Annotated in this window: 13 protein-coding genes; 2 read left to right on the forward strand and 11 right to left on the reverse strand. The window is 43.8% G+C overall.

Annotation, left to right across the window (positions count from 1 at the left end):
• Positions 1-28 precede the first annotated feature (28 nt).
• From RT717_RS24595 to RT717_RS24610, 4 genes are all read right to left on the reverse strand, one after another.
• Positions 29-298 carry a CcmD family protein gene (locus RT717_RS24595; protein WP_317488985.1) on the reverse strand — a complete coding sequence of 90 codons (270 nt, stop codon included), beginning with the start codon at positions 296-298 and terminating at the stop codon, positions 29-31.
• Position 299: 1 nt separating this feature from the next.
• Positions 300-971: a cytochrome c biogenesis protein CcsA gene (gene ccsA / locus RT717_RS24600; protein ID WP_317488986.1), complete on the reverse strand. Its 672-nt coding sequence runs from the start codon at positions 969-971 to the stop codon at positions 300-302.
• Between the two features lies 1 nt (position 972).
• Positions 973-1,641: a heme exporter protein CcmB gene (locus tag RT717_RS24605; protein WP_317488987.1), complete on the reverse strand. Its 669-nt coding sequence runs from the start codon at positions 1,639-1,641 to the stop codon at positions 973-975.
• A gap of 179 nt (positions 1,642-1,820) precedes the next feature.
• Positions 1,821-4,622 carry a DUF7133 domain-containing protein gene (locus RT717_RS24610; protein ID WP_317488988.1) on the reverse strand — a complete coding sequence of 934 codons (2,802 nt, stop codon included), beginning with the start codon at positions 4,620-4,622 and terminating at the stop codon, positions 1,821-1,823.
• Positions 4,623-4,851: 229 nt separating this feature from the next.
• On the opposite strand from RT717_RS24610, the gene RT717_RS24615 reads away from it, so the two are divergent.
• Both RT717_RS24615 and RT717_RS24620 read left to right on the forward strand, forming a co-directional pair.
• Positions 4,852-5,742, forward strand: a complete 891-nt coding sequence (locus RT717_RS24615) for a sugar phosphate isomerase/epimerase family protein (protein WP_317488989.1) — start codon at positions 4,852-4,854, stop codon at positions 5,740-5,742.
• 152 nt (positions 5,743-5,894) lie between these two features.
• Positions 5,895-6,170, forward strand: a complete 276-nt coding sequence (locus RT717_RS24620) for a hypothetical protein (RefSeq protein WP_317488990.1) — start codon at positions 5,895-5,897, stop codon at positions 6,168-6,170.
• A 207-nt stretch (positions 6,171-6,377) separates the two neighbouring features.
• Here the strand turns inward: RT717_RS24620 and RT717_RS24625 are convergent, their stop codons facing one another.
• The 7 genes from RT717_RS24625 to RT717_RS24655 form a co-directional block, all read right to left on the reverse strand.
• Positions 6,378-6,740 (reverse strand): hypothetical protein, encoded by a 363-nt coding sequence (locus RT717_RS24625; protein ID WP_317488991.1) that lies wholly within the window; start codon positions 6,738-6,740, stop codon positions 6,378-6,380.
• Between the two features lie 365 nt (positions 6,741-7,105).
• Positions 7,106-9,766, reverse strand: a complete 2,661-nt coding sequence (locus tag RT717_RS24630; protein ID WP_317488992.1) for an ABC transporter permease — start codon at positions 9,764-9,766, stop codon at positions 7,106-7,108.
• Positions 9,763-10,095 carry a PadR family transcriptional regulator gene (locus RT717_RS24635; protein WP_317488993.1) on the reverse strand — a complete coding sequence of 111 codons (333 nt, stop codon included), beginning with the start codon at positions 10,093-10,095 and terminating at the stop codon, positions 9,763-9,765. Before RT717_RS24635 ends, RT717_RS24630 begins: the two co-directional genes overlap by 4 nt.
• A 193-nt stretch (positions 10,096-10,288) precedes the next feature.
• The gene (locus RT717_RS24640; protein ID WP_317488994.1) at positions 10,289-12,160 is read right to left on the reverse strand and encodes a polysaccharide biosynthesis protein; all 1,872 of its coding nucleotides are present in this window, start codon (positions 12,158-12,160) and stop codon (positions 10,289-10,291) included.
• A 163-nt stretch (positions 12,161-12,323) separates the two neighbouring features.
• Complete coding sequence (locus RT717_RS24645; protein WP_317488995.1) at positions 12,324-13,277, reverse strand: MraY family glycosyltransferase; 954 nt, start codon at positions 13,275-13,277, stop codon at positions 12,324-12,326.
• Between the two features lies 1 nt (position 13,278).
• Complete coding sequence (locus tag RT717_RS24650; RefSeq protein ID WP_317488996.1) at positions 13,279-14,190, reverse strand: NAD-dependent epimerase/dehydratase family protein; 912 nt, start codon at positions 14,188-14,190, stop codon at positions 13,279-13,281.
• Positions 14,190-15,314, reverse strand: coding sequence for a glycosyltransferase family 4 protein (locus tag RT717_RS24655; RefSeq protein WP_317488997.1), 1,125 nt, complete (start codon positions 15,312-15,314; stop codon positions 14,190-14,192). The genes RT717_RS24650 and RT717_RS24655 overlap by 1 nt, the downstream gene beginning before the upstream one ends.
• Positions 15,315-15,358 lie beyond the last annotated feature (44 nt).

Genomic DNA, 15,358 nt, shown 5'->3' on the forward strand with positions numbered 1-15,358 from the left:
CTCTTTTTATATTTCAACTACCTAAACCTTATTTTCCTTGCAGAAATTCCTCCACCTTTTTCTCCAGGCCTGTCACTTTCATGTCCATCCTTACCACGTAGAAGGTAAATCCTCCCAAGAGGGCCACCATTACTGCTACTACCACATAGATTTTTCCCTCGGCCCGGAAGCCGTCTGCCATTTCAACAGATTGATTGGCATAATCGTTTTCATCTATTTTATGTTTTTCCTGTGCCAAGAGGCTGGTTGACAAAAACATGCCTATGGCAAGCATTGCGATGGAAAGTGTATGCTTCATTTTATTGCTCCGTAACATGTTGAACTAATCTCATTCTGATCCTGATGGTGGCGATCCAAAAACCTATAAGCGACCAGCCAATAACTGCGGTGTAAAACACCTTCCTCAGTTTACTATCCAGGTCATAGGCATTGAAACCGGGGTTGCCTCCGTTGCCGGGGTGCAGTGAGTCGGTAAGCCTTGGAAGGATAAACAAAAGAGGGATTAAAATGGCAAAGGCAAATATGTTATACACCGCACTTATCCTTGCCTTTGTGTTTTCGTCTTCGATGGATCCTCTCAAAATAAAATAGGCGAAATAGATCAGGATGCCGATGGCAGAAGCGTTTTGCTTGGGGTCGTTGCTCCAGGGCTCTCCCCAGGTAAAATTCGCCCAAATCATGCCAGTTACAATGCCCATCACCCCAAAGGCAACGCCAACGTTGGCAAACTCCAAACTATAGATATCGTTTTTGGGGCTGGGGTTAGAAAGGTTTTTGATGGCGTAAACTACCGAGGCCAGCAAAAGCAAGATCATGCCGAACCACATGGGTACGTGAAAGTGTAGCACCCTGATGGTTTCATTCAGAATCACCAGGCGGGGAACGTCAAAAAGAAGGCCTGCGCACACTACATACAGCATGAGCACAACTGCCAGGGTTTTCCACCACCATTTTCTTATCAATTTATCCATATCAGCTTTTCCAGAGAAAAGGAAACAACACATAGCCCAACGCAATTCCAATGCAATCTACGGCCGCCAGCGTAATTAGTTCGTCTGATGTGTCGCCCCAAGTTAGGTCATCAATAGCATTCTTTACAGCTTTAATTGACAGCAGGAGAATGGGTATGAGCAAGGGCAAACTCAAAATGGCCATTAGCACGGTATTGTTACCGGCTTTAGAAGCAATGGCTGACATCATCGTGAGCACCGATGAGATGCCTATGGAAGCAAGCGCTACCACCGAGGCAAACATCAGTGTGTTGATGACCGGATAGCCCAAAACCGTTCCGTACACTACAACGGCAATCACCGCCAGCACCACCATCAGCAAGCTGTTATAAACCATTTTTGCCATTATCAGGCTTATCGGGTGCACTGAAATATAGTAGTAAAGCTGTCTTCCGGGAGATTCCTGAAGAAAGCTTTTGGCAATGGCATTGATGGCGGAGAAAAGGATAATGATCCAGAAGAGGGCATTCCACAAATGGTCGGGAAGTCCGGCCTGATTTTTAACCCGCAGACTCAGGTAGATGATGAAAATGGTGCTGACAGTAAATAGCAGTAGGCCGTTGAAAGCATACTTTTGCCGCCATTCAAGGGTGACCTCTTTGAGGAACAGATATTTTACTTCAGACCACATAATTTTTGGTGGCGCAAAGTTACATCAGAAAAAAGTGTTTTGGTAGCAAAACGCAGTTAAAGAGCGCTTATTTGGAGCCTTTGCAGCCACAGTACAAAAGTTGAGGGAAGCAATCAAATTGCTTCCCTCAACGATCAATTCAGAAAATTTTTGGACAAAGGGAAGATATACTGAACTATCTACTCCATGAATCCATAAAGCTTCATTTCCCGCATTGTCCAGGTGACCTCAAAGTCGATTGGTTTGCCCCTGAATTCTCCGTGAACCACCGAGTCAGATTTAGTTAGCGTCATCCGCAGGAATTTGGTTTCTACCGGATCTATTCTAATAGCCATTGAAGCATTGTCACCCTTCGCATTCTCCAGCAATTTTGTCCACTGCTTGCCATCCATTGACACTTCCAGGTCATACTCTTTTGGATAGGTATGGATAGGAGGAGGTGATCCTGGCCGCCAGCCTCTGCTTATTGGAGGTGAGGTGAAATGGATTTCGGTAATGGTGGCAGGCTTAGGCAACTGCACCTGGTACCACATGCCAGCCTGCTGCGTAATGCCTGTTGTCCAGCCTTCGAAGTTAAAAGCGCCCTTTGCCGACGCTGTACTTCCCTTACGAGTGTTGGCAGTATGGCTGGCTGTCATTTTCCAGCCGTCTGTTGGTGTTAAAACTTTGGGAACTGAAGCCAACAACTCTGGATATGTGTACGACTTAGTTTGTCCTGTAGTGTTTGCCCGAACCCTGGCCACGTCTTCGGCAGTTACCAGCGACGATTCGTTTTCAAAATTGGCCCTGATAAACGAGGCTGCCGCAGCAATCCACTCGTCGTCATTGTTGCCCATTGGCGCCATCATGACGCCCGTGTATGAAGTACCTTCGATGTCTCCGGTCATTCCATGGAGCAGGGTCTTAATCACATAGTCCGGATGGCCTTTTATTCGTTTTGAAGCAGCTAAAGAGGGCGCCATTAATTTGCCCCGCCCACCCGGAGCACCAAGACCCAGCGTGCCATGGCAAGTAGAGCACAGGCTGTTGAAGATGTCGGCGCCTTTTTCAAGCAAGGCCTGCTCTTTTTCCGAATAGTTGGGGTTGCTCCGGCCAAAGAACGAATTGACAACCACAGGTTCCAGCACCTGCTGCCCAACCAGCTGCACACCGGCTGTTTGATCGGCGGCCATTACTGTCTTCACAGCTTTTTCCGTTCCCGGAATTTTGAGGAGGCGCCCGGTCATCATGGCACGCATTTTCACCATGGTGTCCTCATCGTTCATCATACGCACGTAGTCAGCCCCAAGCGACATGTCACCAGCCTTATAAAGCGTTTCACCCACCCACATGGCTTGAATGCGCATACGTGGATTGGAATCTTTCATCATTTCCCTGACAAGACCAGCATCGAGTGCGCCGATACCTTCAAGCACCCACAAAGCGTGAAAACGAGCCAAAAGATTGTTACTTGTCTTTGCCAACTTCACTAATTCAGGAGCTACCGACTTATCCTGCCGTTGAACCAGCACCTGCTGAGCCATGTCTCGCCACCAACCATTAGGGTGACTGAGGTATGCCAGAAGCTCCGACGATTTTTGGTCGTACATCTTTGGCTTTGTCTTATCTCTTTGAAAATCCTGATGGTTTAACCTCCATATTCTTCCAAGGCCCACCACTTTGTCGAGTTGGTACTGCTCAATTTTCGCTCTCAGGTAGGAGCCAACTGGTGTCCATTCTCCCTCCTGAATAATGCCGTGGTACATGTCGGTGATGTACATGGTGCCGTCAGGTGCTGTTGTCATGTCAACCGGACGGAAAAGAGGATCAGTGGAGCGAATGAACTCTGATTTTTGATCCTGAAAGACGTTGTGTAGCGTCGTCAGCCCTTCGTTAACTACCGGATTGATTTGCCTGACGATTCTTGCTACAGGTTCGCCGTAGAAGTATTGGCCGTAGAGCTCTTTTGGCAGGCGGTCGCCCCGGTACACATCGTTGCCAGCTGCACCCGTCACTCTGTTCAACGTGCCTTCGGGCATTCGCACCGCACCCATGCCTCCTTGCATATCGGCTATCTTTACGGGTGCTCCCCAGGGCACATCGAAGCCCTCTGCGTAGTTCACGTCTTTTACAATATAGTCGCCATAATGAATTGGGAATTGAAAGGACATAGGTAAACCGTTAGACCCGCCCTGAAACCAGAGCTTGCCGTCATCGTCGTGCGAAATTCCCCACTGGGCGTGGTTGGAGCCTGTAGCTTCCCTTATTACTCCATTCGGAGTCCACCTGACTCTAAAAGGGTTGACGGTGCTGTACAGCCAGTTGTCCATGCCCCAGTACAAAAAGGCTTGCTGATGCTCTACATTGCCGGGGCGGCCAAAATTATCTGTAAAAAACTCTTTTTTGTCTGCCTTGCCGTCATTGTCGGTGTCGGTGAACATGTACACATTGTCGGTGTTCGACTCCATGGTCAGCACACTGTTGGGGCCAAAGGCCAGAACAAATCTTGGGAAAACGAGGCTGTCGACAAATGTGCCACCCGTTTCATAAACGCCATCATTGTTTTTGTCTTCCCAGCGGGAAATGGCACTTACTGGCTCCAGCGTGCCTTCAGAGTCTGCTGTGAGCATGTAGGTGCGTAATTCCAGCACATACATTCTGCCGTTGCCGTCAAAAGTGATGGCACCCGGTTGCTGTATTTGCGGCTCTGTTAAAATTGGTTCAAGGCTGTAGCCCGGCTGAAGTAGGAACCTGGCCTTTTCTTCATTCACCGGCAATGGTATCACTGGTTTCTTGGGCTCTAGGTCTATCCCCTGCCAGTAGGCATTGGTGGTGTCAGCTCCTTCGGGAAGGCTGACCACAGGCAGGTTAACAGTGTCTTGAGGAGTGCTAAGCTGAGGAGTCTTATCAAACTTCTTGTCGGTGTCGGAACATGAAGTTGATGAAACAATGATAAAAAGGGCGCTCGCCACGGATAGCCATAGGCGGTATGTAGTTCTCATAGGGTAAAAATAAAATGTAGTATGTATTAGGTTGGAATTTAACCATTATCATGGCGCATTCCCATTGACTTAGTTTTCACTGGTTGGTTTTCTCACATAATGCCACTCCATTTTGATACAAATGGAGTTCCTGGTAAGACCGTTTGGTGCAATTATCAGTGGAAAACGTGTTGTACATTCCTTAAATTAGGGCTAATATGAACATGAGAATCACCCTAAATAAAAAAATATGAACAGGACGATAACCCGTATCTCTAAAAGAACGATTTTCTTGCTGGTGCTGGCCCTTTTGGCGGGCGCTCCGGCGATAATGGCCCAGGAAATTGGCATTCAGATGGGTAGCATGAGAGAACTCATGAAAGTAGATGTGGAAAAGACGTTGGCTCGGTTAAAAGAGCTAGGAGTCAAAGAGCTTGAAGGAGGCACTCCACGTGGAATTGACAAAGAGGCGTATAAAAAGCTACTCGAAAAATACGGGCTCAAAGTAGTAGCAGTTGGTAGCAACTTCGATGCACTGCAAAAACCAGATGAGCTTCAGGCAATCATCGATAATGCGAAGTTTTACAATGCCAAATTTGTGCTCTGCTACTGGATTCCCCATACTGAGGAAAAGATGACCCTTGAGGAGATGAAGAAAGGGGTGGAGGTGTTCAATGCGGCGGGAAAAACCCTGAAGGAAAACGGCCTTACTTTCGCCTATCATGCCCATGGTTATGAGTTCGTTGACTACGAAGGAGGCAATGGCACCTTGTACGAGTATTTTATGGACAATACCAACCCGGATTATGTCACCGTTCAAATGGATGTGTTCTGGATGCGCAACCCTGGACAAAATCCTGCTGCGTTGTTGAGAAAATACCCTACTCGCTTTACTTCACTGCATTTGAAGGACAGGAAGCCAGGCAGCAAAGACAACCTGCAAGGCCGCCAAGATCCTGAAACCAACGTAGTGCTCGGTCAGGGCGATGTTGGCATTGCCGAGGCGATGGAAGCTGCCATGGAAATTGGCATCAAACACTATTTCATCGAAGATGAATCTTCGAGAGCCCTTGAGCAGGTGCCGCAAAGTCTTGACTACCTGGCATCGCTAAAGACGAAGAAAGGCAAGAAAAAGAAGTAGGCAGCCATGAGAAGAGCCTTGTTTTCACTGACACTTTTGTGTCTGTTCAATGTTGCCAAAAAAATGAAATTTGGTGTTTTTGAGATAGACTTCTAACAGCACTATTTTGGAAGCCCCGGAGGCTTAGCCTCCGGGTTTTAAGCTTTAAAATCATGGACATTGAATTTGATCATTCATATCTTTCACTACCAGAGTTGCACGTGCTAGGAATTCGGTCTACTGTCTGGTTGGAGCAGGCCCTGGAAGACAGCTATTCGAAGGTTTTTGAAATAACCGGACCAAATGATCCCAATCCCATCTTTTTTAAAGTCGGTTTTTGTGATGACACCCTCCCTGTTTTGTATGTATTTGAGTTTGCTGACTGGGTCATATCAAGACAAGCTCGCAAGGCCACAAAGGAGGAAATCAGACAATTTTGGTGCGGTTGATCCATTTTTTACTCATATTTGTTATAGTTTGAAGTAATTTCACTGGCATGTCACAGACCAAATCCGAACCCCTTTCTTCGCCTTTTCCAATGAGCGAGCAAGAACTTGCCAAGCGGATGGAGCATGCTAAACCCCTCTCCGATAAGCAATTTATTGAGCGGATTAAACAAATCCGATCTGAAAAGAAGAAGGGTTGACACGTCATATTTACTTCTCATTGATTTCCATCCATTCACTGATTCCCTCGTATTCCGCCCATTCACGGACCAAAGTTAGCTTCTCATGATACACTTCTTTGCGTATCCACCAGTAGAGTGAAAAGCAGTCGGGTCCAAACTCCCAGTAGTCATAGATAAAGTTTCCCTTGCCTAGCAATGACTCAATTTTGCTGGTCAACCCGGGCATAAATTCATCCTCTTCTAATATCTCATACCCCAACTCAATAAGCTCATCGGGCGTCATATCCTTTCGGTAGCTAAGAAATACGTTACCGGTGTAGAAATGTGATTTTACCTGATTATGGAAGCAAAAGCTCTGATAAATATGTGTGGCGGACAGGTCATTATTCATAATCTCATGCTCTGCTGGCTTATGGTGTCATGAGCCTTGCTCAATCACTTTTTACGGCTGCTATTAGTAGGAATCATACATGTAGAATTCCGAAAATGTTCATTTTTTGCGGGCACTCATGTTCAATTTATCAAAATAACGCATCAATTGAATAGCTAAATGATGACGTTTCTCTGTGTGCAGATTACTATAACAAATGCCACACCCGCTTTTTGGTGCAATAAACAACCTCCAGCTTGTAGCTGGCTTAATGTTCATCGACATCACTGTATAACCCCCCTCGCCGTCGTAGCAAGCCTGGAAAAGAGGTCGAGAACAAAGAAAGGGCCATCTCAGCCCTTCTTTGTTTATTACTTATTCAAAACCTATTCACTCCTCAACGACCTGGCAGGGTTCATAGAAGCGGCTTTTACCGATTGGAAGCTAACAGTCACCAATGCGATAGCAGCCGCCATCAGACCAGCAAAAGCAAATATCCACCACTGCATGTCGACCTGATAGGCAAAGCTTTCCAACCAGCGACTCATCACATACCAGCCAAGTGGTGTAGCGATAAGTATTGAAACCAGCACCAGCTTCATAAAATCAGCAGACAGGAGAGAAATGATTTGGCTGAAGGAGGCACCAAGCACTCGTCGAATACCAATCTCTTTGATTCTCCGTTCAGCTGTCCATGCTGCCAGGCCAAACAACCCGAGGCAGGCTATAAATATTGCGAGGATAGCAAAAACGCCGAACACTTTGCCAAACCGAAGGTCGGCCTGATATTGTCTGTTAAATGAATCGTCCAGGAAACTATACAGGAAAGGCCGGTGAGGGGCAAGGGTAGTCCATTTTTCTTCCAGTTCCTTCACTGTTGCCGGCAAGTTCTCAGGCTTCAGTTTTAGCGTGAGGAAGCTCGTGCTGTATTTTGGCTCCAACCGGAGGGTCAGCGGCTCTATCCTGTTGTGTAGCGAGATATAGTTGAAGTCTTTCACCACGCCAATTATTCTCCCCTCTCTTCCCCATTGCTCAAACTTTTTTCCAATGGCCTCTTCCGGATCCGGGTAGCCCCACAGACGGGCTGCAGCTTCGTTGATCACCAGCGACCTGGCCGTATCGGCGGGAAAGTCTCTCGAGTAGCTCCGGCCTGCTACTAGCTCTATACCAAAGTGCTCAATGAAATCATAATCGATTTCGTAGATATCGGGTGCCTGATGCTCCATTTCGCCCGTGGAGCTTTCGACATTTGTGCCAGCTTTGGGAAAATAACCCCCTGGGACTGTTCGGGAAGCGGCTGCCGACAACACAGCCGGGTGCTGCTCAAACTCATTTTTGATCATGTCAATTTGTTCTTCCACTTTTCCGTCGTATCCGTAGTTAATCACCAGCATTTGATCTTGTTCAAAACCCAGGTCAACTGTTCTCAGGTGGTTGAGTTGAGAAAAAACAATGCCCGTGCCGGCAATCAGGGCGATGGATAACGTGAATTGAAAGACAACAAGCCCTTTTCTGATCATTGCACCCTGAAACGACGCTTTGAAGATGCCCTTCAATACCTGAGAAGGGTGAAAGCTTGAAAGCACCAGGGCAGGATAAACTCCAGCAAAAAGCCCGGATACTATGGTGATGGCAAACAAAGACAGCAAAATTTGCGGGGCCAGCACAGCCTCGTAGCTTATTTGCTTGCCAGTAAGCTCCCGAAAAGAAGGCAACAACAGCATGGTGATCAAAAGCGCTAGAAAACCCGCCATAACAGAAAGCAATACCGCTTCGGTGAGAAACTGTGTTCTCAGCACCGTTTGCCGTGCACCAGCCACCTTGCGCACACCCACTTCCTTGGCTCGTGTCAGCGACCGGGCAGTGCTAAGGTTCATAAAATTAATACAGGCGATAAAAAGAATAAAAACGGCGATGGCAGAAAAGATGTAAAGATTAGAGAGGTTGCCTGTCACTCCTGGCTGCCGCTTGGCGTCAGAGTGGAGATATGCATCGGTGAGTGGTTCGAGCATGACATGATAGCGGAAATCTGGCACATGTCGCCTGGAAAAGCCTTCCATTTTTGCCTGCAATCGGCTGATTTCATATCCTCGAGGCACTAAAAAATAGGTATAGAAGTCGACATAGCCCCACTGAGGGAATACCCCCGGCCGGGACTTCTTAAACTGACTCATCGGTAGCAGCACATCGAAGGTGAAATGCGAGTTGGCAGGAATGTCTTTTAGCACTCCTGTCACCATATAGCTACCAGTGTCGTTGATTCTGCCAGCTGCAGCGTCAACAGTAAGTGTTTCCCCAATAGCGTTTTCATCTCCAAAGTACTTTCTAGCGGTGGACTCAGTAATGACAATACTGTTGGGGCTTTCAAGGGCTTTTTCAGGGCTGCCAGTCGCAAACTCCCAACCGAAAACGTCGAAAACAGTGGAGTCGACCAGAAAGATATTTTCTTCGTTGAACACCTTGTCGCCCCGCCTTATCAGCGTGTTGATACGCCCGGAAAAACGCACAACCTTTTCTACCTCGGGAAAATCGGCCTGCAATGCCGGGCCAACAGGGGCATTTCCCCATACCTGATAATCCTTCGGATCCTTTGAGAATTGGGTGGTGTCTTTCGAGTTGTCGTAGTAATGCAACACCCGATAGATTTGGTTAGCTTTGCTGTGATAGAGATCGTACGACAGTTCGTCCATCACATAAAGAGCAATAAGTGTGCAACAGGCAAAGCCAATGGCCAATCCCGACACGTTGGTAAAGCTGAAGAGCTTGTTTTTTAACAATACCCTCCAGGCCACGAGTAAATGATACTTGAGCATGATTTGATAGTTTAGTCCTTTTGTGAAATTGTTGCGCATTAAGATGCCCGGCCGGAAAAAACGAATAGCATTCCAAACCAGTCTTCTCTTAGCTTTACTGTTGTTGTGTTTGAGTAAGTCTTTGTTGTAACGGTAAATAAGATCTCCTTCTATCTCTTCAAGGAGATGCTCCGGGCAGATCAGTTGAAGAAATCTGCCGACCCAGCGAGGGATTACCTGATCCTCTCCTTTCACTCTGCTGCTATTTTGAGTTCGGGTACCATGTTCCAAAGCCTCAGCCTGCTGTCCTTGATGTTCTTCAGCATAGCCATGCCGGCGCTGGTGATGGTGAAAATTCTCTTTTTGCGGCCGCCTCGCATGTTGGTGCCACCGCCAAGCTCCGATTTAATAAAGCCTTTGTCCTCCAGCCTGTAAAGTGTGACATGCACTGCACTCAGGTTGACTTCCCGGCTTAGCTTCGATTCTATCTCTTCTGTGATAGCCGCTCCGTAAGCATCGTCTTTCAAAGCAGCAACGAGTGTGAGAATCAGCTCCTCGAACTCGCCTATGTATTCTTTGCTCATATACTTACAAAAGTATATGCTTATATTTTGTAAAGCAAATTGGCAAAACAAAAAACCCACCTGATAGCAAGGAACTACAGGCTTTTCACGGCCTAAAAAAGCGTAGGTTAAAAGAATCATGGAAATTTTAAAGCAACAAGCTCTCAAAAACTGAATGGCAACCAAGAAAGCCGAGCGGCCGTCTGTTAGAGCATTAGGGTGTATACGAAGGGATTATTTCTTTATACGCTTTTTTTATTTTGACGATATCTCCAGTTTGTGCAACTTTTTCAAGCATCGAAACCATGGATTCGATGCCATTAGGGTGAACATTTTTCTTAGCCGAAAATATTTTTCCATGCACTGTAGCTTCAAGTGTTTCCTGCGATGTAAGCAATTCCTCAAACATCTTTTCCCCGGGTCTAACTCCTGAAAATACAATTTTTATATCTTGATCAGGAATTAAGCCAGAAAGTGATATCAAGTCTCTCGCCATATCCAAAATTTTCACTGGCTTGCCCATGTCCAAAATAAATAGTGATCCATTCTTATTCATTGCGCCCGCCTGCAAAACTAGCTGGCTGGCTTCGGGTATAGTCATAAAGTATCTTACCATTTCGGGGTGAGTGATAGTAATAGGCCCTCCGTTTTTTATTTGCTCCTTAAAAATCGGGATCACACTTCCCCTGCTTCCAAGCACATTTCCAAACCTGACAGATACAAAATATTGCTCCTTTTCGGCCTTTGAAGACGCCAGTGAAACAAGATGCTCACTCACCCTTTTTGACGCTCCCATAACTGAGGTTGGATTTACAGCCTTATCTGTCGAAATATTGACAAAGTGTTTAACATTATATTTGAGTGCAAGTTCCGTCAGATTCTTGGTTCCGATAACGTTGTTGAAGACAGATTGAGCCGGGTTGTCTTCCATAAATGGGACATGTTTATGAGCCGCTGCGTGAAAAATCACCTCTGGCTTATATTGTTCAAACAACTTTTCCAGTGTATCCCTGTCTCGCACATCGGCAATTCTAATGTCAAATTTTTGAAATCCGGTTTTATCCCTCAACTCAATACTTATCAGATGCAAGCTACTTTCACCTCTTCCAACCATTATGATGGTTTCAGGGTCAAACCTTGTTAGCTGGCGAACAATCTCAGAGCCGATAGATCCACCAGCGCCTGTAACCATGACTCGCTTTCGCTTTAGGTAGGCAGATATTTGGGTGGTATCAAGCTGCACAGGCTCTCTTCTCAACAAATCCTCTAGTTCGACATTCCTGAGAAAGTTAATATTTACTTTTCCACTTATGAGGTCATTTAATCTGGGGATCGTTCTGTGTGGTATGTTTGCCAATTGAGCATACTCAACAATTTTTCGTATTGTATCTCCGGCAGCATTAGGCATGGCTATAATGAGTTCATCAATACCCTCCTCGTCGATAATATCGGCCATATCTTCCATTTTGCCCAATACGGGTACACCAAGAAACCTTTGCCTGTGTTTAGTGCTATCGTCGTCCAAAAACGCAACGGGAAGAAAACCCTCCTTTGGGTTACGAAGCATTTCTCTTGCCACCATAGTCCCCACTTCTCCTGCCCCTGCAATCAGCACCCTCTTTCTTCTTGGAAGATTCCTGATATAAAAAAAATTCTTAAAATAGTAGCGAAAAAGTACCCTAACCCCGCCGAGGACTAGGAGCATTAAGGCCCCCTCGATAAACGGAACCGAGTATGGGATTACGACCTTAGGCCGTAAAATAAATGTCAGAACGACAGAAAAAACAACGACCGTAACATCGGCCTTTATAAGTGAATAGAAATCAGAAAGTCCTACATTTTGCCATGACTGCCTGTGAAGTTTAAAATGCCAAATTGTAAAACACTTCACGACTATAAGGCAACAAGTTGCCACCACTATACCTTCTATGTAGTCCAACAATCTAAACTCAACCCTAAGCAAAAAGCCAAAAAAGGTCAAAGATCCCCATATCAAGGCATCAATGAGAAATTTAATCCTCGACTTGTTTAGAATAATAAAGCTTCTGTTGTCATTTAACCCTGATTTTTCTATACGTTCCTCCACTATAAATTCTTAATTAAGCGTACATATTTTGAAACCAATCCATCATATAGTCGGGCAAAAGTTGTGCAAATTAGATAATGAAAACCACAAAGGGCAAAATTTTTGAAGACTGAATATGATCAACCGTTAGTGTTAGTCTTTTCATGGAAGATTGTCTTGGCAATCATGATAGACTTAAAATAGTTCTCCTTTTAAGAAGCAGATATAAACATACCGCCAAGAAAATAATTCCTGCTATTACCAGTAGACTATACTCCCTTTCTGCAGGGAAGAAAAAAACTAGCAAAACGTTAGTGATTAGTTGAGTGCCAGCGTAAATCAGTGCAACTCGAATGTGAGGAATTCCTTTTTCGTTTGCCAAATATTGGTATAGGTGGGTTCTGTGAGGTTTAAAAATATTTTCACCTCTAAGTAAGCGCTCGCAAACGGTAACACCTGCATCAATGCCGTACACAAGAAAGAATAATATATAATACCAGTTATTGGTTGCCATAACAAAGCTCAACAATAGAAAAGTGAGTATAAACGCCATGCTAACACTTCCTATATCGCCGGCAAAGGTTGAGGCCGTTTTCCTTACATTAAAATAAGAAAATACTAGGCCCGAAATTATAACAAACTCAATAAAATCAGGTTCGATAATTAGATACGTAGAGTTCAAAAAATAAAAAGTAGACAATGAGACCAAAGAATAGAGAGCAGTAATTCCGTTGATCCCGTCCATAAAATTAAACGAATTAATCCATCCGACACAAACAATGAGTGCTAAAGCGCCTACCAAGATATTGGACTCGAAATAGGGAATCTGATAGAGAAGCAGAAAAGCTGCCAAAATTTGAAAAACTAACCTTTTGGCTGCAGATATCGAATGTATATCGTCAATAAAACTCACAACTGAAATTAATACCAAACCTGAAGTAAATAATAGGTAGACGTTATTCTCCCAAAAAAACCAAACGATTATAGATAGTGGGAAAACAATGCCCCCTCCTCTTATTGTTAGTTGGCCGTGCGAACTCCTTAAATTTGGTGTGTCAAATATTTTAACCTTTACTGCTACTCTAAAATAAATCAGTAGCAGCAAAACCAGTAGAAATGCTAATGCAATATAATTCAATCTAAAAACTTTTTATCGTCCTAATTATTCCTTCACGAATGCTTATGGGTAACTTCTCTATTGAAAGTAGTTGCATTATTTTACTATTGTCAACCTGTTGATCACTCGTAAGTTTGAATAAAATATTTGAATTAAATTGAGATAGTTTCAAAAGGTCACCGAATTTCGCAAGCACCAAAATTAGTGATTTTGGGATATTCCAAATATTTGTATTTTTTTCCAAGACTAAATCGATCAACTTTACAACCTCAATAGTGCTTAATTCCCCGTCGTCAGCTATGTTATAGCGACCAGACGGAATATTCCCTTCTAGCAACTTTTGGACTACAAAGGAAAGGTTGTCGACGAACAAAAATGATCTCCTGTTTTCAAATGACCCTAAAGGAAAAGGAAAGCCCTTTCTTATATATTGAAAAAGCAAGTTTAGATTTCCTTTATTATTCGATCCATGTATCATGCAGGGTCTAAGGATATACACTTTTTTATCTTGAGGAAGATTCGAAAGTATATATTCTTCCGCAAGTCGTTTAGAAAGTGCATATCCACCATTAAATACACGTTCATGCCCATTAATTGTTAATTCATTGGCACTAACTCCCTCGGCTTTAATAGTGCTCGTAAAAATAAATACTTTCGCCTTTGATAAGGTAAAAGCGTCATATAAGGTGCGCGTCAATTCAACATTTACTGAATAATAGTCTTTTGAATTAAATAAAGAGTTATTGGTGTCGTGAGCCAAACCAGCCAGGTGAATTATTACATCTGTTCCATCGAGAGATTCACTGTTTAGATTTTCCCAGGAAAAATTATCATTTTCAGACCGTCCTAGAGTGCTAATTTTGACATCTTGCAACTGAACTTTCAAGTTCGAGCCAACAAATCCAGATGCACCAGAAATTAATACCTTAGTCATTATTGATACATTTCAACTGTTTTTTTAAAAATAATTCGTTCATCAAATCTGTTCTCCGCTAATAAATGTGATTCCTTTCCCATTTCCGGAAGAGTCCCTATATTCTGAATCATTAGCCTCATTGCGTTTACAAGATCTTCTACTTCGCAATTGTTAAGTAAAACCCCATTCAAATCATTATTTACGGCTTCCCGGCAACCAAATGAGTTTGTTGTAATTATTGGCCGACCGATTGCACACGCTTCAATTAAGACCTTCGGTATACCTTCACGGTATTTGGATGGCAATACAACAATGTGTGAACTGATAATTTCATTCATTAGTTGGTTGGTGTGTCCCAAAATCTTTAATCCAGAGATGTCTTTAAACTTAAGTAGGTCACTTTCCTCAACAGAGTCACTATTCTCCTTATCGATATCACCAAATACGACGAACTCAGCCTTAATATTTTCTGAAAGAATTGATTTTGCGGCTTCTAGAAATAATAATGTCCCCTTCGATTTCAACAATCTTGATGCAAATAGAAAGCGAGGTACTGGATTAGATGGTAACGCATGAAACTTATAAATATTTAAGTCGATTCCGCTCCCGTCAATACAAACAAATTTATCAGAACGTCCTTCCTTCCCCAGCAAAAGTTTTATTTCAGCGAGGTCGTCGTTATTTTGGAATTGTAAGACGATGTTTGAATCCTTCAAATCATGTTTCAAACTAAATCTCAAAATCCTCTTTGTAAAGTTATCTCCAGGATGCATAAATTGCATACCCAGACCTGTAAAAGTATTTATTACTTTTGGCACTTTGGTAATTCTGGCTGCTAGGCTGCTTATTGTAATTACCTTAAGCCCGAAGTTATGAACGATTGATGGTCGCTTGGTAATAAAGTGCCAAATGAGTTGAATGAACGAATAAATTTCCGAAAAGCCACCATTAATACCTCTTCCAAAGTTTATGTTGAAACACTCGAATCCTTGATTTCTTATTATTTCCATTTTACCTGTGTCATTGCATAACACGGCAACATTGTACCCCTCTTTACGCAAAAAGTTAGCAAGTGAAAGTCTATGAGAAAGAAAAAACCAATCTACATTAACCACCAAAAATATCGATTTGCGTTCTTTCATAAATCTATTTTAATGTCTTTGATCAAGCTATTTTCTGAAACCAA

This window comes from Imperialibacter roseus, from assembly GCF_032999765.1.
Lineage (GTDB): Bacteria > Bacteroidota > Bacteroidia > Cytophagales > Cyclobacteriaceae > Imperialibacter > Imperialibacter roseus.

Coding starts and splice junctions, on each gene's coding strand:
- RT717_RS24595 (WP_317488985.1), bottom strand. CDS start 298: ATGAAGCATACACTTTCCATCGCAATGCTTGCCATAGGCATGTTTTTG.
- ccsA (WP_317488986.1), bottom strand. CDS start 971: ATGGATAAATTGATAAGAAAATGGTGGTGGAAAACCCTGGCAGTTGTG.
- RT717_RS24605 (WP_317488987.1), bottom strand. CDS start 1,641: ATGTGGTCTGAAGTAAAATATCTGTTCCTCAAAGAGGTCACCCTTGAA.
- RT717_RS24610 (WP_317488988.1), bottom strand. CDS start 4,622: ATGAGAACTACATACCGCCTATGGCTATCCGTGGCGAGCGCCCTTTTT.
- RT717_RS24615 (WP_317488989.1), top strand. CDS start 4,852: ATGAACAGGACGATAACCCGTATCTCTAAAAGAACGATTTTCTTGCTG.
- RT717_RS24620 (WP_317488990.1), top strand. CDS start 5,895: ATGGACATTGAATTTGATCATTCATATCTTTCACTACCAGAGTTGCAC.
- RT717_RS24625 (WP_317488991.1), bottom strand. CDS start 6,740: ATGAATAATGACCTGTCCGCCACACATATTTATCAGAGCTTTTGCTTC.
- RT717_RS24635 (WP_317488993.1), bottom strand. CDS start 10,095: ATGAGCAAAGAATACATAGGCGAGTTCGAGGAGCTGATTCTCACACTC.
- RT717_RS24650 (WP_317488996.1), bottom strand. CDS start 14,190: ATGACTAAGGTATTAATTTCTGGTGCATCTGGATTTGTTGGCTCGAAC.
- RT717_RS24655 (WP_317488997.1), bottom strand. CDS start 15,314: ATGAAAGAACGCAAATCGATATTTTTGGTGGTTAATGTAGATTGGTTT.